Source organism: Marivivens sp. ABH4_498, from assembly GCF_056160585.1.
On the sequence record NZ_JBSWXL010000003.1, the window covers coordinates 326686 to 346844 of the forward strand.

The 20159-nt window shown below is 57.7% G+C and carries 22 protein-coding genes; 6 read left to right on the forward strand and 16 right to left on the reverse strand.

Going from position 1 to position 20159, the window contains the following annotated elements; all coding sequences use genetic code 11:
* The first annotated feature begins 68 nt into the window (after positions 1-68).
* The 6 genes from ACXAGA_RS08960 to ACXAGA_RS08985 all read left to right on the forward strand — a co-directional run bounded on the left by ACXAGA_RS08960 (position 69) and on the right by ACXAGA_RS08985 (position 7006).
* Positions 69-527, forward strand: a complete 459-nt coding sequence (locus tag ACXAGA_RS08960; RefSeq protein ID WP_475117139.1) for a formate dehydrogenase subunit gamma — start codon at positions 69-71, stop codon at positions 525-527.
* Positions 524-2041, forward strand: coding sequence for a formate dehydrogenase beta subunit (locus ACXAGA_RS08965; RefSeq protein ID WP_475117140.1), 1518 nt, complete (start codon positions 524-526; stop codon positions 2039-2041). The genes ACXAGA_RS08960 and ACXAGA_RS08965 overlap by 4 nt, the downstream gene beginning before the upstream one ends.
* Positions 2038-4923 carry a formate dehydrogenase subunit alpha gene (fdhF, locus tag ACXAGA_RS08970; RefSeq protein ID WP_475117141.1) on the forward strand — a complete coding sequence of 962 codons (2886 nt, stop codon included), beginning with the start codon at positions 2038-2040 and terminating at the stop codon, positions 4921-4923. The genes ACXAGA_RS08965 and fdhF overlap by 4 nt, the downstream gene beginning before the upstream one ends.
* A 5-nt stretch (positions 4924-4928) precedes the next feature.
* Positions 4929-5651 carry a formate dehydrogenase accessory sulfurtransferase FdhD gene (gene fdhD / locus ACXAGA_RS08975; RefSeq protein ID WP_475117359.1) on the forward strand — a complete coding sequence of 241 codons (723 nt, stop codon included), beginning with the start codon at positions 4929-4931 and terminating at the stop codon, positions 5649-5651.
* The gene (locus ACXAGA_RS08980) at positions 5648-5863 is read left to right on the forward strand and encodes a formate dehydrogenase subunit delta (RefSeq protein ID WP_475117142.1); all 216 of its coding nucleotides are present in this window, start codon (positions 5648-5650) and stop codon (positions 5861-5863) included. Before fdhD ends, ACXAGA_RS08980 begins: the two co-directional genes overlap by 4 nt.
* 72 nt (positions 5864-5935) lie before the next feature.
* Positions 5936-7006, forward strand: coding sequence for an AbrB family transcriptional regulator (locus ACXAGA_RS08985; protein ID WP_475117143.1), 1071 nt, complete (start codon positions 5936-5938; stop codon positions 7004-7006).
* On the opposite strand, the gene hypE is transcribed toward ACXAGA_RS08985, so the two are convergent.
* From hypE to ACXAGA_RS09065, 16 genes are all read right to left on the reverse strand, one after another.
* Positions 7003-8025: a hydrogenase expression/formation protein HypE gene (gene hypE / locus ACXAGA_RS08990; protein ID WP_475117144.1), complete on the reverse strand. Its 1023-nt coding sequence runs from the start codon at positions 8023-8025 to the stop codon at positions 7003-7005. The genes ACXAGA_RS08985 and hypE overlap by 4 nt on opposite strands.
* Positions 8022-9164: a hydrogenase formation protein HypD gene (gene hypD / locus ACXAGA_RS08995; protein ID WP_475117145.1), complete on the reverse strand. Its 1143-nt coding sequence runs from the start codon at positions 9162-9164 to the stop codon at positions 8022-8024. Before hypD ends, hypE begins: the two co-directional genes overlap by 4 nt.
* The gene (gene hypC / locus ACXAGA_RS09000) at positions 9161-9442 is read right to left on the reverse strand and encodes a HypC/HybG/HupF family hydrogenase formation chaperone (protein ID WP_475117146.1); all 282 of its coding nucleotides are present in this window, start codon (positions 9440-9442) and stop codon (positions 9161-9163) included. Before hypC ends, hypD begins: the two co-directional genes overlap by 4 nt.
* Positions 9443-9445: 3 nt before the next feature.
* Entirely contained in the window at positions 9446-10918 is a 1473-nt protein-coding gene (locus ACXAGA_RS09005) for a sigma-54-dependent transcriptional regulator (protein ID WP_475117147.1), read from the reverse strand.
* The gene (gene hypB, locus ACXAGA_RS09010) at positions 10915-11721 is read right to left on the reverse strand and encodes a hydrogenase nickel incorporation protein HypB (RefSeq protein WP_475117360.1); all 807 of its coding nucleotides are present in this window, start codon (positions 11719-11721) and stop codon (positions 10915-10917) included. The genes ACXAGA_RS09005 and hypB overlap by 4 nt, the downstream gene beginning before the upstream one ends.
* Positions 11721-12050, reverse strand: coding sequence for a hydrogenase maturation nickel metallochaperone HypA/HybF (locus ACXAGA_RS09015; RefSeq protein WP_475117148.1), 330 nt, complete (start codon positions 12048-12050; stop codon positions 11721-11723). Before ACXAGA_RS09015 ends, hypB begins: the two co-directional genes overlap by 1 nt.
* Positions 12043-12897, reverse strand: a complete 855-nt coding sequence (locus ACXAGA_RS09020; RefSeq protein WP_475117149.1) for a hydrogenase expression/formation protein HupK — start codon at positions 12895-12897, stop codon at positions 12043-12045. The genes ACXAGA_RS09015 and ACXAGA_RS09020 overlap by 8 nt, the downstream gene beginning before the upstream one ends.
* Positions 12898-13689 carry a [NiFe]-hydrogenase assembly chaperone HybE gene (hybE, locus tag ACXAGA_RS09025; protein WP_475117150.1) on the reverse strand — a complete coding sequence of 264 codons (792 nt, stop codon included), beginning with the start codon at positions 13687-13689 and terminating at the stop codon, positions 12898-12900.
* Complete coding sequence (locus ACXAGA_RS09030) at positions 13686-14519, reverse strand: hydrogenase expression/formation protein (RefSeq protein WP_475117151.1); 834 nt, start codon at positions 14517-14519, stop codon at positions 13686-13688. The genes hybE and ACXAGA_RS09030 overlap by 4 nt, the downstream gene beginning before the upstream one ends.
* A gap of 1 nt (position 14520) precedes the next feature.
* The gene (locus ACXAGA_RS09035; protein WP_475117152.1) at positions 14521-14904 is read right to left on the reverse strand and encodes a thioredoxin domain-containing protein; all 384 of its coding nucleotides are present in this window, start codon (positions 14902-14904) and stop codon (positions 14521-14523) included.
* A gap of 7 nt (positions 14905-14911) precedes the next feature.
* Positions 14912-15232 (reverse strand): HypC/HybG/HupF family hydrogenase formation chaperone, encoded by a 321-nt coding sequence (locus tag ACXAGA_RS09040; protein WP_475117153.1) that lies wholly within the window; start codon positions 15230-15232, stop codon positions 14912-14914.
* Positions 15232-15843: a HyaD/HybD family hydrogenase maturation endopeptidase gene (locus ACXAGA_RS09045; RefSeq protein ID WP_475117154.1), complete on the reverse strand. Its 612-nt coding sequence runs from the start codon at positions 15841-15843 to the stop codon at positions 15232-15234. The genes ACXAGA_RS09040 and ACXAGA_RS09045 overlap by 1 nt, the downstream gene beginning before the upstream one ends.
* A gap of 295 nt (positions 15844-16138) precedes the next feature.
* The gene (cybH, locus tag ACXAGA_RS09050; RefSeq protein ID WP_475117155.1) at positions 16139-16915 is read right to left on the reverse strand and encodes a Ni/Fe-hydrogenase, b-type cytochrome subunit; all 777 of its coding nucleotides are present in this window, start codon (positions 16913-16915) and stop codon (positions 16139-16141) included.
* A 3-nt stretch (positions 16916-16918) separates the two neighbouring features.
* Positions 16919-17098, reverse strand: coding sequence for a DUF6732 family protein (locus ACXAGA_RS09055; RefSeq protein ID WP_086449895.1), 180 nt, complete (start codon positions 17096-17098; stop codon positions 16919-16921).
* 15 nt (positions 17099-17113) lie between these two features.
* Positions 17114-18904 carry a nickel-dependent hydrogenase large subunit gene (locus ACXAGA_RS09060; RefSeq protein WP_475117156.1) on the reverse strand — a complete coding sequence of 597 codons (1791 nt, stop codon included), beginning with the start codon at positions 18902-18904 and terminating at the stop codon, positions 17114-17116.
* Positions 18905-18907: 3 nt separating this feature from the next.
* Positions 18908-19996, reverse strand: coding sequence for a hydrogenase small subunit (locus ACXAGA_RS09065; RefSeq protein ID WP_086449897.1), 1089 nt, complete (start codon positions 19994-19996; stop codon positions 18908-18910).
* Positions 19997-20159 lie beyond the last annotated feature (163 nt).

Consider the following 20159-nt stretch of genomic DNA (forward strand, 5'->3'; position numbering starts at 1 on the left):
TGACGGTTCTTTGATATTGATTGGGCAGGTGATTGCGCGCATCTTGCGCCAAATTACCGGAGCTCCAGATGTCGCAGACAGTCCAGACCGTTTCCGAAATCATTGCTCGGCACGCCCATCTAGAGGGGCCATTGCTGCCGATGCTGCATGATATTCAGGCCGAATTGGGTCACATTCCTGAAATCGCCGTGCCTGAACTGGCCGCAGCATTGAATATCGGCCGCGCCGAAGTGCACGGCGTCATCAGTTTCTACCATGATTTCCGCAAAACCCCTGCGGGCAAACATGTGGTCAAAGTCTGCCGCGCAGAAGCCTGTCAGGCCGTAGGCGCAAATGCGCTGTCGGATCGGGCTTTGTCGTTGTTGGGCGGTGATTGGCATGGCACCACATCGGGCGGCGTGACGATCGAACCTGTCTATTGTTTGGGCCTATGCGCCTGCGGGCCCGCCGTGATGGTGGATGGCCAATTAGAAGGGCGCGTCGATACGGCCCGTTTCGATGAAATCCTGAAAGAGGTCGGCGCATGAAAATTTACATCCCCCGTGACGCCGCCGCCAAAGCGTTAGGCGCAGACCGCGTGGCCGCTGCTATTCAGGCTGAAATCGCCGAACGCGGTATCGATGCGACGATCATCCGCAACGGCACGCGCGGCATGATCTGGTTGGAGCCTTTGGTCGAAATTGAAACGTCGCAGGGTCGCATTGGGTATGGTCCCGTGACCGTTGCCGACGTCAAAGCGATCTTTGAAGGCGACAGCGACAAAGCCTTGGGCAATGTCGAAGACCTGCCGTTTTTCGCCGCGCAAACCCGCCTGACATTTGCGCGTGTGGGCAAAATCGACCCGCTGTCGTTGGACGATTATCAGGCGCACGGTGGTTTGGCGGGCCTGCGCCGCGCCATTGGAATGACGCCCGAAACCATTGTGGACGAGGTGAAAACGTCTGGCCTGCGCGGTCGCGGCGGTGCGGGTTTCCCGACGGGCATCAAATGGGACACGGTGCGTTTGGCCCATGCCCCGCAGAAATACATCGTTTGTAATGCGGACGAAGGCGACAGCGGCACCTTTGCCGACCGCATGATCATGGAGGGCGATCCCTTTACCCTGATCGAAGGCATGGCCATCGCGGGCATCGGTGTCGGCGCGACCAAAGGGTTCGTTTACATACGTTCCGAATATCCTGACGCCATCGAACAGATGAACGCCGCCTGCGATATCGCCCTTGCCAATGGCGTTTTGGGTGACGTTTTGGGATCGGGCCATCAGTTCGACATCGAAATCCGCGTTGGCGCTGGGGCCTATGTCTGCGGCGAAGAAACATCGCTGTTGAACAGCTTAGAGGGTAAACGCGGCACCGTGCGCGCCAAGCCGCCTTTGCCCGCGCTCGAGGGATTCTTGGGCCGCCCCACGGTTGTGAACAACGTCATTTCTCTGGCGACCGTTCCTGTGATTTTCGAAAAAGGCGCACAGCATTACGCAGATTTCGGGCTGGGCCGATCCAAAGGCACCATGCCGATCCAGATTGCGGGCAACGTGAAATTCGGGGGGCTGTTTGAAACAGCCTTTGGGATGCCTTTGGGTGATCTTGTGAACAAAATCGGCGGCGGCACGGCATCGGGCCGCACGGTCAAGGCCGTGCAGGTTGGCGGCCCGCTGGGGGCCTATATGCCTGTGTCCAAATTCGACACGCCCTTTGGATACGAAGAATTCGACGGCCAAGGCGGATTGATTGGTCACGCAGGCATCGTGGTGTTTGATGATACCGCCGATATGCTGGGCATGGCGCGGTTCGCGATGGAATTCTGCGCCGTGGAAAGTTGTGGCAAATGCACGCCGTGCCGTATCGGGGCGGTGCGCGGGGTGGAAACCATCGACCGAATTGCGCAGGGCGATACAGACGCGATCGAACTGCTGACCGACCTATGTGATACCATGAAAGACGGATCGCTATGCGCGCTGGGTGGGTTCACGCCGTATCCTGTGATGTCCGCGCTGCAAAACTTTCCCGATGAATTTCAATCCGCAAAGGAGGCAGCGGAATGAAGGACTTTATCATCCCATGGGGCGATGACCGCGATCTGGGCACCCCTGCGTCGAAATCCGATAAAACCGTCACCCTGAAAATCGACGGGTTTGATGTGACCGTTCCTGCGGGCACGTCTGTCATGCGGGCCTCTGCGCTGGCGGGGATCGATATCCCGAAACTCTGCGCGTCTGATAACCTAGAGGCGTTCGGATCCTGCCGTCTATGCGTCGTCGAAATCGAAGGCCGCCGCGGCACGCCTGCGTCCTGCACCACGCCCGTGGCCGAAGGTATGGTTGTCAAAACCCAATCTCCAAAGGTGCAAAAACTGCGCAAAGGCGTGATGGAATTATACATTTCCGATCACCCGCTGGATTGTTTGACCTGTGCGGCGAACGGCGATTGTGAATTGCAGGATCAGGCGGGCATCGTTGGTCTGCGCGATGTGCGGTATCAGCCGAAACAAACCCATTTCAACGTGCGCCAAAACGGCGAAGCGAACCCTCAGTTCATTCCCAAAGACGACAGCAACCCGTATTTCACCTATGATCCCGCGAAATGCATTGTCTGTTCCCGCTGCGTCCGCGCCTGCGAAGAGGTGCAGGGAACATTCGCCCTAACCATCGAAGGTCGAGGGTTCGACAGCCGCGTGTCGGCAGGGGCAGCTGGCGACGATTTCCTGACGTCCGATTGCGTGTCGTGCGGCGCCTGCGTTCAGGCTTGTCCAACGGCGACGCTGCAAGAAAAATCCGTGATCGAAATGGGCACGCCGACAAAATCGGTCGTAACGACCTGCGCCTATTGCGGTGTCGGCTGTTCGTTCAAGGCCGAAATGCGCGGCGACGAATTGGTGCGCATGACGCCTTATAAACACGGCAAAGCGAACCGCGGGCATTCCTGCGTCAAAGGCCGCTTTGCCTATGGGTATGCCAAACACAAAGACCGCATTCTAAACCCGATGATCCGCGACAGCGTCGATCAACCGTGGAAAGAAGTGTCATGGGACGAAGCGCTGAGCTTTGCCGCGACGCGTATGCGTGGATTACAGGAAAAATACGGTCAGAAATCGATTGGCGTGATCACGTCGTCGCGCTGCACCAACGAAGAAACCTATCTGGTTCAAAAACTGACCCGTGCGGTGTTTGGCAATAACAACACCGATACCTGCGCGCGCGTGTGCCATTCGCCAACGGGCTATGGTTTGGGGCAGACGTTCGGCACCTCGGCCGGAACGCAAGATTTCGACAGTGTCGAAGAAACCGATTGCGCGATGATTATTGGCGCGAACCCGACCGATGGGCACCCCGTTTTTGCCAGCCGGTTGAAAAAACGCATCCGTCAGGGCGCAAAACTGATCGTCGTCGATCCGCGCCGCACGGATATGGTGAAATCGAACCATATTCAGGCGGATCACCATCTGCCTTTGCGTCCGGGCACAAACGTGGCCGTTGTCAGCGCGATGGCGCATGTGATCGTCACCGAAAACCTGATTGATCAATCCTATGTGCGGACCCGCTGCGATTGGGATGAATATCTGGCCTATGCCGATTTCGTCAGTGATCCACGCCATTCGCCCGAAGCCACCGAACTGCTCACCGGCGTTCCCGCAGAGGATCTGCGGGCCGCCGCGCGGCTATATGCGACAGCGGGGAAATCTTCGATCTACTACGGTTTGGGCGTGACCGAGCATTCCCAAGGATCGACCACCGTGATCGCGATTGCGAACCTTGCGATGTTGACGGGGAACGTCGGGATCAACGGGGCGGGCGTGAACCCGCTGCGCGGTCAGAACAACGTGCAGGGATCGTGCGATATGGGATCTTTCCCGCATGAATTGCCCGGCTATCGCCATGTGAAAAACGCCGACGTGCGCGAGATTTTCGAAAACGCGTGGGGCGTGCCGATTGATCCTGAACCGGGTCTGCGCATTCCCAATATGCTGGATGCAGCCGTCGATGGCACGTTCAAGGGCCTATATTGTCAGGGCGAAGACATCCTGCAATCCGATCCAGACACCAAACATGTGGCCGCTGGTTTGGCGGCGATGGAATGCGTGATCGTCCACGACCTGTTCCTGAATGAAACCGCGAATTACGCGCATGTGTTCCTGCCCGGATCGTCGTTTTTGGAAAAGGACGGCACATTTACCAACGCCGAACGCCGCATCAACCGCGTGCGCAAGGTGATGGCCCCGTCAAACGGCTATGCGGATTGGGAAATTACTCAGATGTTGGCCAATGCGATGGGCGCGAATTGGACCTATACGCACCCCAGCCAGATCATGGACGAAATCGCGGCCACGACGCCAAGTTTCGCCAATGTCAGCTATGAAGCGTTAGAGGAAAAAGGATCGATCCAGTGGCCGTGCAATGACGCGAACCCAGAGGGCACGCCGCTGATGCACGTCGACGGATTCGTGCGCGGCAAGGGTCGTTTGATCGTCACCGAATATGTGGCGACAGATGAAAAAACGGGGCCGCGTTTCCCACTGCTGCTGACCACGGGGCGTATTCTGTCGCAGTACAATGTGGGTGCGCAGACGCGCCGCACGGAAAATACCGTCTGGCATGATCAGGACGTGCTGGAAATTCATCCGCATGACGCCGAACTGCGCGGTATCAAAGATGGCGACTGGATCAAACTGGCGTCCCGTTCGGGCGAAACATCGCTGCGGGCGCAGATCACGGATCGGGTCAGCACGGGCGTTGTGTATACGACGTTCCACCACCCAGATACGCAGGCCAATGTGATCACGACCGATTTCAGCGACTGGGCCACCAATTGCCCTGAATACAAGGTCACAGCGGTGCAGGTCAGCCTGTCCAACGGCCCGACCGATTGGCAAGAAGACTATAATGCCCAAGCCGCCGCCTCGCGCCGTATTTTGCCCGCTGCCGAATGACACGGGTGTTGCCACAGGAAATCCCCGTTGCGATCGTGTTTAACGGCACGACGCAGGCGGTGATGATGGCAACGCCTGATAATCTGGAAGCCTTTGGGATCGGGTTCGCCCTGACCGAAGGCACCGTGACGCGCGGCGACGAAATTGAAACGCTAGAGGTTATCAAACACCCCAAAGGGTTCGAGGTCCGCATGTGGGTGTCCGATACTGCTGCGGATCGTATGGCCGAACGACGCCGTTCTATGCTGGGGCCTGTGGGCTGCGGGCTGTGCGGGATCGACAGTCTGGATCAGGCCACGCGCGATGTGCCGCGCGTGGCATCGGATTTCACCATGACCGCCGATCAGGTGCGCGCCGCCACAGCGGATTTGCGGAACCACCAACCGCTGCATGACCAAACCCGCGCGGTGCACGGCGCAGCATTCTGGCAGGGCGACATCATCGCAGCCTGCGAAGACGTAGGCCGCCACAACGCGTTGGACAAACTGATTGGCACCCTGATGCAGCGGGGCATCGACCCTGCTCAGGGCGCGATTGTCCTGACCAGCCGTGTGTCCATCGATATGGTGCAAAAGGTCGCCATTTTGGGCGCGCCCATCCTGATCGCGGTGTCTGCCCCCACGGCCCAAGCCATTGAAATCGCGGAAAATGCAAACCTGACCGTCGCCGCATTATCGCGCGGGGATCATTTCGAAACTTTTACCCACCCTGAACGGATACACCCATGAAAACGGAAAAGATGGTTTATATGGTCAACCAGATCGCAACCTTTTTCGAAACCCAACCGGGGGATGATCAGGCGGATCGCGTGGCGGATCATCTGCATGATTTTTGGGAACCGCGGATGCGCGACCAACTGGCGGCGCATTTGGATGCGGGCGGCGAAGGATTGTCGCCCTTGGCCCACAAAGGTGCAAAGCTGCTATTCCAAAAAGCGTAAGCTGTCGCCGTTGCGGGAAATTGCATACATTCGTATACCAGAGGCAACTTGACGTAACCCAACGGATTTATCGTGCCACTGAACCAGCCCAGCTCTGTTTTTCTGAACGCTAGCTGGAAACGTATCCTGATTTCCCACGTGATTGGCGCATCGGGCGGCGCGGTGTTTTACTATTTCAGCCTGCCGCTACCGTGGATGTTGGGGGCGATGCTGTTCACGTTTACGGCCGTTATGCTGGGCCTACCTGCCCAAACAATCCATAAACTGCGCACCCCTGTGATTGCCGTAATTGGCGTTATGCTGGGGTCTGGTTTCACCGCTGAAATCTTGGCCAGTGCGGGCGGCTGGATCGTATCGCTGGCGTTTTTGGCGTTTTACATGGCGGTGGCTGCGGCGTTGTTGGTGCCGATCTACACGCGCGTGGGCGGCTATGACCGCACGACGGCCTATTTCGCCGCAATGCCGGGCGGCGTGAACGATATGGTCATCATAGGCGAAGCGATGGGCGCAGACGGTCGCCGCATCGCATTGGCCCATGCCGCGCGGATCGTTATCACCATTGCGGTCGTGGCATTCTGGTTCCGCGTTGTTCTGGGGTTAGAGGTTTCGGGCAACCTGTCGAACGGCAATTACGACCCGATGGGGCTGCGCGATTTTCTGTTGATGCTCGGCTGCGCTGTGTTCGGCACGATTATGGGCAAGAAACTGAAATTCCCTGCGCACGCGTTGTTGGGGCCGATGGTTTTGTCGGCTTTGGTGCATGTGACCGACATGACCCATTCGGTGCCGCCGTCGTTGTTGGTGAACATCTGCCAAGTCTTTTTGGGCACAGCATTGGGCGTGCGGTTCGTGGGCACCCCCAAAGGCATGGTCGCGCGGTCGATGCGTTTGTCATTCGTTGCCACGTTGATCACGCTGGCGCTGACCCTGATTTTCGCGGTGGCATTCCACACGTTGTTTGATCAGACCACCGAACAGGTCATACTGGCCTATGCGCCGGGTGGTTTGACGGAAATGAGCCTTGTCGCGCTGTCGATGGGCGCGGATGTGGCCTATATTTCAGTGCATCATTTGGCGCGAATAACGATGGTGATCGCCTTCGCGCCAATCATTTTGAAACTGATGCTGCGCCGCGGGATTTAACAGATCCGCGGCAGCTGTTCGCCCACCAGCATATCCACAATACGGCTGCCACCAAATGCGGTTTTCATGGTGACCATGGGCGCGCCAGCCTTGGCCCGCCCGATGATCGCAGCATCGCGGCCCGTATCGACCGACCGCATGGCCGCCAGCGCCGCATCCGCGTGTTCAGGCGCCACGAACAGAACCAAAGTCCCTTCGTTCGCCAGATACAGCGGATCAAGCCCTAGGATTTCGCAGGTGCCTTTGACCTCGGCCCGTAGGGGCAGGGTGGTTTCGTCCAGTTCGATGGACAGACCTGCGGCTTCGGCCATTTCGTTTAGCGAACTGGCAATGCCGCCGCGAGTTGCGTCACGGCAGGCGCGGACGGGCACGGCGGTGCATACGGCCTCCATCAGATGGCCCAGTGCGGCGCAATCGGATTGCAGGTCGGACATCAGCATCATATCGCCGCGCGCCGCCAGAATGGTCGCGCCGTGATCGCCTAAGACGCCGTTCACGATGGCCACGTCGCCGTCCTGAATGCTATCGGCGCGGATGTCACGATCGGCAGGGATCACGCCAACGCCCGACGTGGTAATGAACACCTGATCGGCGCTGCCGCGGCCAACGACTTTGGTGTCGCCCGTCACGATTTTCACGCCTGCTTTGTCCGCCTCGGCCTTCATCGATGCCACGATACGGCGCAGCAGCGCGATTTCGGTGCCTTCTTCGATGATGAACGCCGCAGACAGCCACAGCGGTTTCGCTCCGCCCACGGCCAGATCGTTGACCGTGCCGCAAACCGCGATTTTGCCGATGTCACCGCCCGGAAATTCAACCGGAGTCACAACGTAGCTGTCAGTCGTAAACGCCAGTTTCGCGCCCTTTTCCAACAGGGCGTCCGACATCAAACGCGCCTGATCTTCGCCGCTTTCGGGTTCGAAAACATCCGTGAAAACCGATTGGATCAGATCGCGCATCGCTTTGCCGCCACCGCCGTGGGACAGGGTAACACGTTCGTCGCGTAGCATTTTGTTCATTCCGCTGCCTCCACCGCGCGGCGTCCGCCGTATTGCCAATAGGCGGCACAGGCGCCTTCGGAACTAACCATCAGCGCGCCCAGCGGCATTTCAGGCGTGCAGCCATTGCCGAATTTCGGGCAAGCGGTGGGTTTGATGCGGCCCGTCATCACGGCCCCGCATTCGCAGCCGTCAGGTTCCTGAACGCTGCGCTGACCCGTTGCATATCCGATGCCAAATTTTTCTTCGGCGTCAAAGGCTTTGTACTGGTCGCGGATGCGCAGGCCCGAACTGTCTATTTCGCCCAAACCGCGCCATTCAAACGATGGGCGGCGTTCGTAAACATCGGCCATCGCGGTGATGGATACGGGGTTACCATGTTCAGGCACGATGCGTGCGTATTGGTTTTCAACCTCGGCCCGTCCGTCGCGAATTTGTTCCAGAACCATCAACACCGATTGCAACAGGTCCAGCGGTTCGAAACCCGCGACGACAATCGGTTTGCCGTAATCTTGTGCGATGAAATCATAAGGATGAATACCAATGACCATCGACACGTGACCCGGCCCAACGAAACCGTCCAGCACCATATAGGGATCGTCCAGCAGCACCTTGATCGGTTCGGGGACGGTGATGTGATTGCAGAACACGCTGAAATTGGTCAGACTTTCGCGGGCAGCCTGTTGGATGGACAGCGCTGTGGACGGCGTGGTGGTTTCGAACCCAAGGCCAAAGAATACGACCTCTTTTTCGGGATTGCGGCGGGCCAGTTCCAGCGCGTCCAGCGGGGAATAGACCATGCGGATATCAGCGCCGTCGGCTTTGGCCTGTAGCAGGGATTTACGGGTGCCCGGTACGCGCATCGCATCGCCAAAGGTGGTGAAAATCACGTTGTCTTTTTCAGCGATTTCAACGCATTCATCGACGCGCGACATGGGCAGCACACAGACAGGGCAACCGGGGCCGTGGATGAATTCGATGCCTTCGGGCGTCAGGCGATCCAGACCGTAGCGGAAAATAGCGTGGGTGTGCCCACCGCAGATTTCCATGATGTGGACCGGTTTTTCTTTGGTCGCGCCGATTTCGGCGGTGACTTTTTCGATTTTCGACAGAAGAGCTTTGGCTGCCTGCGGGTCGCGGAATTCTTCTACGTATCTCATGCGAGCGCTTTCGCCCCCTCTGCCATGTTTTCCAATTCCTCTTGGGCCTCGCCCAGATCGCGCAAGGCCTCTAGCGTTGCAGCGGCTTCGACTTCGTCGATGATGGCCATGGCGAAACCCACGTGGATCAGCGCCCATTTGCCCACCAGATCGGCAGGATCGCCCGTCAAAACAGGGGCATAGGACACTTCGCGTTTGACGCCTGACACATCGGCCATGGCCATCATGCGCGTTTCATCGGTGATGGCCACAAGCTGGCCGGGGATACCTAAACACATGACCTATTCCTCCTCTTGCTGCGACTGCCGCGCCTGCGGGCTGATGCCGTAGCGATCCAATTTCGCCCGAAGACCAACGCGCGACAGGCCCAGTTCGGCAGCGGCGCGGCTTTTGTTCCATTTCAGGCGGGTCAGAGTTTCGCGCAGAATGCGCATTTCGATCAGTTCGACCCGATCTTTTAACGTGCCTTCGGCGGTCAGAACTTCTTCGGCTCGGCGATCGTCGCCGTCACCCGATGGGTCCGCCTGCAGGATGTTCCGCGAAATCAGTTCAGGGCCCAAAATGCGACCTTGGGCAAAGATCAGCATGCGGGTGACTTCGTTTTCCAATTCTTTTAGGTTGCCGGGCCAGTCGTAGTTTTCCAAAAACTCTAGCGCTTGGTCAGACAGCCCATGCACCGGTTTGCCGTGACGCTGCGCGGATTCGAACAGCAGGTGCTGGGCCAGAACGGCAATGTCACCAGGGCGTCCGCGCAGGGGCGGTATGTTCAGTTCGGTGACCGACAGCGCATAGTACAGATCGGCGCGGAACAGCCCGTCAGCGACGCGGGCGCGCAGGTCCATATGGCTGCCCGTCAGCAGGCGCATGTTCGTGGTCATGGTTTCATGCCCGCCCAGCGGCTGAAACGCGCCTTCGGTTACAACGCGCAGCAGGGCCAGTTGCAGTTCGGGCGATAGGGTTTCAATCCCGTTCAGGAACAGAGTGCCGCGATCCGCCTTTTGCAGCAGGCCGATTTTGTTCGACTGAATACCCGCGATCGCGCCGCGTTTGGCACCGAACAATTCCAGTTCGATCATCTCGGGCGTCATGCCTGCGCAGTTCAGTTCGAAAAACGACCGATCAGACCGCAGCGACGTGTAATGCATCGCGCGGGCAATCTGGGTTTTGCCGCTGCCTGCTTCGCCGATTAGCAAAACAGGCACATCAAATGATGCGTATTGGCGTGCTGCCGTCAAAACAGGATTTAATGGCGAATTCGGCGCACGCAGCACGTTTTCGAAACCCAGACCTTCGCGCAAGGCTTTGCGCTGTTGTTCTAGGCGGCCCTCCATCGTTTGGCCCAGATATTTCTGTTCCAGCGACATCCGTTCGTTTTCGCGGGCCAGTTCGAACAGATGCGACGCGTTTTTTGCGGCCATGAGCAGCTGATCGGGGTGCCACGGTTTGGTGACGAACTGATAGATCCCAGCGTCATTGATCGCGGCGATCATGTCGTTGGTTTCGGTATAGCCCGTGATGATGATCCGCACGGTTTCAGGCCAACGGTCGCGTACATCCGTTAGGAATTCGACGCCCGATTTGCCCGGCATGCGCTGGTCACAGAAAATGACCTGCACATAGTTGTCTTCCATCAGGGCAGCGGCCTCTTCGGCGTTGTTGGCGGTCAGACAATCGAAATCATCCTCTAGCGCCATACGCATCGCCGAAAGGCTGTGCGGTTCGTCATCAACCAATAGGACCGTGGGTAGGGTCATTCGGCGGCCCTCGGGTGGGATTTTTCAGCGCGGCGCGCGTTCAGCCAACTGATCCATTGATCCATGCCTTCGCCTGTGCGGGCGGACACCTGAATGATTTCGATGTTCGGGTTCACGCGGCGCAGGTTTTCGACATACAGGTCCATGTTCACATCACAATGCGGCGCCAGATCGACCTTGTTCAAAATCGCAACGCGGGCGGCGGTGAACATATCGGGGTATTTCAGTGGTTTATCTTCGCCTTCGGTCACCGACAGGATCGCGACCTTGCAATCTTCGCCCAGATCAAATGATGCAGGGCACACAAGGTTGCCGACGTTTTCGATGAACAGGAACGACCCGTTCGCAAGGTTCAGGTGTTCCATCGCGTGGCCAACCATGTGGCCGTCCAAATGGCACCCTTTGCCCGTGTTGACCTGAATGGCGGCGGCACCTGTTGCGCGGATGCGGTCGGCGTCATTGGCGGTTTGCTGGTCGCCTTCGATCACGGCCAATGGCGCATCGCCCAAAGCTTCGATCGTTTTGCACAGCAGGGTGGTTTTGCCCGATCCGGGCGAGGACACAAGGTTGATCGCAAACGCCTCTAGCCCCGCCAGAACGGCGCGGTTTGCATCGGCGTAGCGGTCGTTTTTGGCCAGAATATCGGTTTCAATTTCGATCAACCGTTCTTGGCTCATGCCTGGCACTTCGACGCCGGCGGGGCCGTGGCCGAAATGGATATCGCCGTGGTGATGACCGTGGCTATGGTCATGAAGGTGGTGGTCTTCGATTTTGGCGTCACCGCATCCACAAACTGTACACATCACTTAACCTCCAGGTCTTTAATTCGCATTTCGTCCCCACCTTGGGGCATGAGTTTCCCGCCGCCGCAGTCGGGGCAGGGGTCTAAACGGTGGTCGATTTCGACCTCTTTCATACAGTCATAGCACAGGGCGCGGCCGGGTAGATCGATCATGATCAATTCCGCGCCTTCGGCCACGGATCCGCGCATCACCACGTCAAAGGCAAAGGACAGCGCGTCCTTTTCAACGCCCGCGAATTTGCCGATTTCAACGCGGACCTTGGTCACGGGGCGGTCTGTTGCGCCTTCGATCACGGTGCGGATGCCTTCGCATAAGGACATTTCATGCATGATCGGCCTCTTTCACTGTGATTGGGGTGCAGGGGTCCAGAATATCCATCAAAAGCGACAGTTTGGACGGGTCGGGCAGGCTGTGCAGCGACCGTTCCAGAATGCCGTCCGGCGTGGTCAGGTGATCCGTCGGGGTGATCCGTTCAATGTCCGTAATTTGATCGTTTTCGCATGAAATGCGCAATCCATAAATGCCACGCGGCGCCGTGACAATCGCGCCAAAGGGCGTATCGCGGTAGTCGGGTTCGTGGTGCAGGTCCAGCAGGCGGGCAGCCGTGCGCCACAGTGGACCGTGCCCGTAGTGGTCCGCGATGGCCTGCATCAACGGGTGATCTGCATGGCGGCCAGCGACCGAATTTTCCATCGGCGCGCGGCTGAACAGCATGTCGTCCGTTGCAGGATGCAGCAGCCCAGTATCACACGTGCGGTTTGGAAATGCCGCGTCGATGGCGGCAAAAACAGGGGCGATGCCATGGCCCGATCGCATCCAATCCTGAAAATCGGTCAGAGTCGTCGGGATCGCGCCAATCGCATGGGACAGGATGACATCGGGTTTGCCTGTCCAATGGGTTGGCATATCGACCGACACGCCCAACCGCTGAGGCAACGCAACGTATAGGCGCAACACGTGATCGCGCAACGCTTCGTCCGCGGCGGTTTTTATTAGGGTCGGGGGGATGTCCGTGCCTGTTGCCAAACGCGCCGCGATATCTTGTGCGCCGCGGCATAGGTTGAACAGGCGCGGCAGAACGGTCACCGCATCATGACATGATTTGCCCGCGAACAACCGCTGCAAAGGCAACGGTTGCGGCGCGGTCACGTGATATGTGATGCGGTGATCCAGCATTTATTCAGCCTCTGCCGACATGCCCGCCGTGATTACCTGACGGCGCGACGGGGTTGGATCGATTTCGGGCTCTTCGGCTTCGGGAGCTTCGGCAGCAGCGATTTCGGCCTCGCGGGCGGCGCGGATGTCTTCGCGGCGGTCGGTTTCCGCGCGGTTTTCATCCTTGAACAGTTCAACCATCACAGCGCGGGCGACATCAACGGCCTGCGCCTGAGTGTTGAAATCCCCCATCGGCGAAAACAGCGAACAGGCTTTGTACCCGCCCGATTGTTCGCGAACGTTATGGATGAATTCGTAATCGCCCGACGGGAACCCGATGGTTTCTTTTTCGCCAGCAACCAGATTGGACCAATCTTCGCCCTCTTTCGGTAGCATGAACAGGTTCATGAACCACGGCGTGATAACGATGCCCAGCGGGCGTTCGTTCCAGTATTGAAACCCCAGGGCCTGCACGTGCAGCACTTTGTTCACCAATGGAACGTCGCGCATTTTCGCGTGCCAAACTTCGCGGAAATCGGATTCCAAACGTTTCGCCAATTCGTCCAATTCCCGGGCCTGAACCATGGATTCTGCGCCTGGGTCCTCTAGCACCATGAACTGTTCTTTGGGTGCCGAACAGTTCGGGCAGGACCAGTCGTCGGGCAGCGCGGTGAACGCTGTGCCCGGTTCGACCTGACGGTAATCATCGCCATCTGCAGGATCGTAAGGCGTCCAGCAGATTTTGCATTCCATGATGGCCAGCGGGCTGATTTTGTCAGTCGCGCCTAGAAAAGATCCCTCGAACCCGCTCATTTAATTGTCTCCATCACGTCGCGGATGCGCGCGTCGCTGTCGCGCAGGTCTTCGTCTGCGGCCAATGCGACCTCTGGCATGTCGGTGACTTCGAACGTGTCCAAAATCAGCGTGTCCATCGAGTTAAAGAACTGAACCCGCCAGACATTCGCCAGCGCGGTCGAGGTCACGCGGCAGTTGCCGTAACCGCGCGACAGAACGGTGACCGATCCTTCGCCCAATGCGGCGTCCAGCCATTCCAGATCCGGTTCGGTATGGGGCAGCAGGGTCAGGTTGATGACGTGCGGCACCATGCCTTTTTGATAGCTGGCGGATTTGTCGATCAGTTCGGCCAGCAGCGCAGGCGCGTTCGCGATGCCCGCAGGTTTCGGCGCAGCGGTCAACAGAGCAGGGCGGTGCGCGTCGTGGGCGCGGGTCAGGGCCAGCGCAGGGATGGGGGCGACTTCGACGCGGTTCACGCCTTCGCCTTTTAGCAGCCAAACGCCGGCAAAGAACGATTCTTGCGCGCGGACGGCAGGGATGCCGCGTAGACGCAGGGAAACTTCGCCTTCGCCCAAGGTGTCGGCTATGAACGCGCGGTTGGTGTCGTCAAAGCCCGACAAATCAAAGCTGTAGGACTGCATATCGACCGCGCATTTCGCACAGGCCGCTGCAACGTCGTGCATGAATTGCGTGCCAGCCGCGACGTCTGATGCGTCTTCGAATTCAGGGGTATGCGGCGCATAGGTGCGCATGTCCTGCGGCATGATGGTGTACTGCAGTTCGTCGTCTTCTGCCAAAGGCTGCGATCCGGGGCCAAAGCCGGTCGGGGGCATTACAAAGTTCGACATATCAGACTCCTTCAGGCTTTAGCGCTAGGATTTGGGGGATGCGGGTCATGTATTCGCTCCAGTCGCGGACCTTTGGGATGGACCCGATGACCTGACCATCGCGGTAGAAAACCAGCGCTGGGGTTTTGAACACGCCCGTCGCGGTTTTCGCATCGGTTTCAAAAGCGTCAGCGGTCACGCCGCAGTCGAATTTGCCCTGAAACGTCATTTTCAGTTCAGGCAGAACAACCGCCACATCGGGGGTTTCCAGATTGCGGGTCGCGTCGCCCGGGATGAACACGCAGTGCGCGCCGTCGCGGGATGTGAATTCGGTTAGGTCGTTTGCGTTCGACAAAACGGGATAGCCGAATTCGGTCGTCAGTCGATCAATTAGCGGATGGGTCATTGCAGCCTCATGCGGTGGTTTTGCCAGCGGCTGCGGCAGCCGCGAGATGTGGTGGGAGCTGTGGACCGCGCGATTCCAGATCGGCGAAGGCATCGCCCAGATCGCCGCCCGCCATAAGCGAACGTAGGCCGTCCAGCGCGGCGGTGATTTTATGTGCTTCGTCTTCGGTGATGATTTCGCGGGCCGCGCCCAGAAACGTCAGCAACCAAGTGCCGTCAGGCACAGGGCCGACCAGCGATAGATCAACGATTTCATGCAGATCGCCCGATTGGCACTGAGCCACGATACCGGTCGATCCGATGACCTGCATAGGAACGCCGACGCACATTATTTCGCGCTCAGCGTTAGGAAACGGTCATCACCTTTGCGATAGGCTTCTTCTTCGGATGGGCGGCCATCCTCATACGCGCTGCGCAGGATCGATGGATCGGCAAGGTTGGATTTGTCGCCTTCGCCGCGGGTTGGCGTGATCTGTAGTTCGGCCAAACGATCCAGTGCGATTTCGATCGCCGCTGGGATTTGCGCCGCCACGATGTCACGCAGGCCGCCGCCGTAATCCTCGATTTCCTCGGGTTGGCAGCCGATCAGCAACATTTCGTCCGGGCAGTAGCCCATCAGCTGTGCAGTCGCGATGACGTCCTGAAACCCTGTCTGGTGCAGCGACATTTTCTTGGCGCCCATGAATGCGGGCACATCTTCGTTTTTGACGATTTTCATCGTGCCTGGGGCCAGACCGTAGTCCACCGCGTCGAACACGATCAGAACATCGGATTCTTCTAGAAACGGGAGCAGGTACAGGCCCTGCGTGCCGCCATCCAGCAGTTTCACATTGTCAGGAAAGGACCATTGGTCCGCCAAAGTTTCCACGCAGCGTACACCGAAACCTTCGTCGGCCCACAGCACGTTGCCAATGCCCAAGATAAGCACCTGTTGTGCCATATGTCCCCCCTAGTCTTTGCCTGTGACGGAATTTGCGTTTCCGACCCTTGGTTTAAGTGACAATAAAGTTGTCGGTTTTACGGTGGCAAAAAAACGTACAGTCGTGAGAAAATTCGCTAACCCCCTGTCCAAATGGTGTTTTTTTGTATGCAATGGGATGCCGCAAGGCAGCGTAGTGGATGATTGATATTCATTTTGTGTCTAAATTGATAATTTAGTTTCCACATCGACAGCCGCGCAACAAAAAACGGGCACCGAAGTGCCCGTTTGAATCGTCCGTAACCTGATGGGAGGGTTATTCGGGGCGATCGTCTTTGAATGTCCGTGTGCCGGAGATCATGGTCGACACCATGGACTGGCGGGACATGATGTCTTCGCGGATGGCGACGTAGATGTGGATGATCATAAAGATGATGATGAACCACATGCCCAGATGGTGAACACTGTGCAGGATCTGCGTGTTGCCCACCCAGCCGATCAGCCAACCCATGACGTTATGGGACAGTGAACCTGCCTGCGCGCCTTCGGCGTATAGGGCCCAGCCGGTGATGATCATGAACGACAGGCCCAAGGTCATGAAAAAGAACATGGCGACCTGTGCCAGCGGGTTGTGGCCCACATATTTCTTTGGCTCTTTTTCAAGGAAAAGATACCAACGAATTTCGAACGCGATCTCTTTCCACCATTCTTTGTTGGTCAGCGGTAAATAGAACAGCTGTTTGGAATGGTGGTTGCCGACGATGGCCCAATAAATCCGGCCAAAGAACGCCACGGTCATGATCTGCGCAGCGGCGAAATGGCCGAAACGCATGTAGCCCATGACGAACTGATGCGTGGCTTCGGCGAAATTCATCGACGGCAGCGGTGATGCGATGAACCAACCCGTAAAGATCAGCACCATGATGCACAGCGCGTTCAGCCAATGCCACAGACGCACGGGCCATTCGTAAACGAAAACGGATGTGCGAACGCGGATGCTTTCGATGTCTTCGGCAGTTGCGTCACCGGTCAGCTGCGACGTGCGCAGCGGTTCGACGTCGCGGTTGGGTGTGTGAATGGACTGGTCTGACATGGATCACTCCTTTTGGAAAAAGGTGCGGATACCAAACAGAACAGCGGCCAATGCGATCACGCCCAGCCCGTGCAGCGGCGATAGGGTCCAGTGTGCAACGCCCGAAAGCGCTGCATCATGGCCCGAGTGTGCTGCCGCGGACGTCGCGGACAGCATCAGGATCGAGGTTGCGATTTTTTTCATGAGTACGGTCTCCTCTTACCGGACTTTGACTGTGGTCAGCTCTTCGCCGTCTGGCGACATCACGTGGGTCGAACACGCAAGGCATGGGTCAAAGCTGTGCAGGGTGCGCAGGATTTCGACGGGTTCTTCTGGACGTTCCATTTGGGTGTCCAGCAGCGACGCTTCGAATGCGCCGATGTTGCCTTGGGTGTCGCGTGGCGAACCGTTCCAAGTTGTTGGAACAACACACTGGTAGTTTTCGATGCGACCGTCTTTGATTTTGATCCAGTGACCCAATGCGCCGCGTGGCGCTTCGGTCATGCCAACACCGATTGCCTCTTTGGGCCAAGTGCTTGGGTCCCATTTCGCAACGTTTGCAGTGCTTTCGTCACCGTTCTTGATATTTGTGACCAGCTTATCAAAGAAATGTTTCTGCAAACGGCCACAGTATTCGGATTCCAACGCACGCGCGGCGGTACGACCCAGGGTCGAGAACAGCGCGTCAAACGGCAGATCCATGGTGCGTAGCAGGCCGTCGACCTGATCTTTGATGTCTTCGTGGCCTTTGGCGTAACCGATGACGTAGCGCGCCAACGGGCCAACCTCCATCGCGTGACCGCGCCAACGAGGTGCCTTGATCCACGAATATTTCGCAGCTTCATCCAGCTCTTGGATGTTGGTGCGGGTGCCTTTGGTGTTCGGGCCCAGTTCGTATTTCGCCTGTGTCACACCATCCCATGGGTGCAGACCTTTGCCCGGTTCGTCGTATTCGTACCACGAATGGTCAACGAATTCCTGAACCTGTTCTGGGTCGCGCACGTCAACGTCATGAACTTCGTTCAGGTTGCCGTTGATGATAGCGCCGCGTGGCAGGTGCAGCTGATCCGGAGAGAAATCGTTCGGATTTTCAGGAATATCGCCGTAGGCCAGACAGGCTTTGGACGACAGACCGCCACCGTACAGCCAGTTTTTGTAGAAACCGCCGATGGCGATCACGTCTGGCAGATATACGTTTTTGTTGAATTCGATACATTTGTCGATGATCGAAGACACAAGGTTCAGGCGTTCCATGTTGATCGCGCCAACCGCACCGGTCGAATGGACGTTGATCGGGCAAGGTACGCCGCCAACCAGCCAGTTCGGGTGAGGGTTCTTACCACCAAAGATGGTGTGAACTTTCACGATCTCTTTTTGTAGGTCCAGCGCCTCTAGGTAGTGGGTGGTTGCCATCAGGTCTGCCTCGGGCGGCAGTTTGTAGGCAGGGTTGTCCCAGTAACCGTTTTTGAAAATGCCCAGCTGACCCGATTCAACGAATTGTTTCAGGCGGTTCTGAACGTCGCGGAAATAGCCCGGGCTGGACAGCGGGTGGTTTGGACCAACCATCTGCTGCAGTTCGGACGTCGCTTTGGGGTCGGCGCGCAATGCGTTGACAGGGTTAACCCAGTCCAGCGCGTGCAGGTGATAGAAATGCACAACGTGGTCGTGGATTTCCAGGTTCAGCTGCATGATGTTACGGATCGAGTTCGCGTTGTCAGGGATTTCGATCCCCAGCGCGTCCTCTACCGCGCGAACAGACGTCAGCGCGTGGGTGCCGGTGCAAACGCCGCAGATCCGTTCGGTGAACGCCCACGCATCGCGTGGGTCGCGGCCCTTTAGGATCACTTCCAGCCCGCGCCACATGGTGCCGGTGGACACTGCGTTACGGATAACGCCGTTTTCGTCAACGTTCACTTCGCAACGCATGTGACCTTCGATACGGGTCACAGGGTCAACGACGATACGTTGGCCCGTGTTGTCGATGTTGAAACCGTTAGGAGTCGTGACCATGCCTTATGCCTCCTCTTTCTTGTCTTGAGTTTTTCGTTGGGCGGCTTTCAGCGCGGAAATCGCGGCATGTGCGGCAACACCTGCACCAACAACACCCGCAGCAGCGGTGCCGATTTGGTCGGCGTTCTTTTCAATGCCGAATTGGGTCAGGTCGGTCACGCGGTCATAGAAAGACCCTTGGTCCCAGAACCCGTCTTCGGAACAGCCGATACAGCCGTGACCCGATTGGATCGGGAACGACACGCCTTCGTTCCAGCGAACGGTCGAACATGCGTTGTAGGTGGTTGGCCCTTTGCAGCCCATTTTGTACAGGCAGTACCCTTTGCGGGCGTTTTCATCGTCCCACGTTTCGACGAACTGGCCCGCGTCAAAGTGCGGACGGCGGTAGCATTTGTCGTGGATACGCTGACCGTAGAACATCGCAGGGCGGCCCTGACGGTCTAGTTCAGGCAGACGGTCGAACGTCAGCATGTAGGTGATAACACCGGTCATAACTTCGGCGATTGGCGGGCAGCCTGGAACTTTGATGATCGGTTTGTCGGTGATCACTTTATGAACTGGGGTTGCCTGTGTCGGGTTCGGTTTAGCAGCCTGAACACAGCCATACGACGCACATGCGCCCCACGAAATCACGGCTTTTGCGTGTTTCGCAGCGTGTTTCAGCTGTTCCACGAACGGTTTGCCACCAACGATACAGAACATGCCGTCTTCGTTCAGAGGCGGGTTGCCTTCGACCGCTAGGATGTAGTTGCCTTTGTATTTTTCGATGGTTTCTTCCAGCGCGGCTTCGGCGTGGTGACCAGCGGCGGCCATCAGCGTTTCCGAATAGTCCAAGCTGATCATCGACAGAACCACGTCTTTGGCCAACGGGTGTGCGCCGCGGATGAACGATTCCGAACAGCACGTACATTCCAGACCGTTCACCCAGATCACAGGCGTACGTGGTTTGGTTTCCATTGCATGCGCGATTTGCGGTACAAAGCTTGGGCCCAATCCCAATGCCGAGGCCGTCAACGAGCAGTATTTCATGAAGGAGCGGCGGGTAATCCCCTGCTTACGCATCACTTCGTAGAACGTTTCAATTTGCGACAATTGTCCCTCCCGTTTCATTCAGGGCCCCGTGGCGTGGACGCACTAAGGGCATTGTGTTTCAAAGAATGCGGGGGGAGCGGTTGCAATAATACTGCATAGTGACGGTTATCGCATACAATGGGATACCGTATTTAATTCAATGAGTTATGGGGGGATCGCTGCG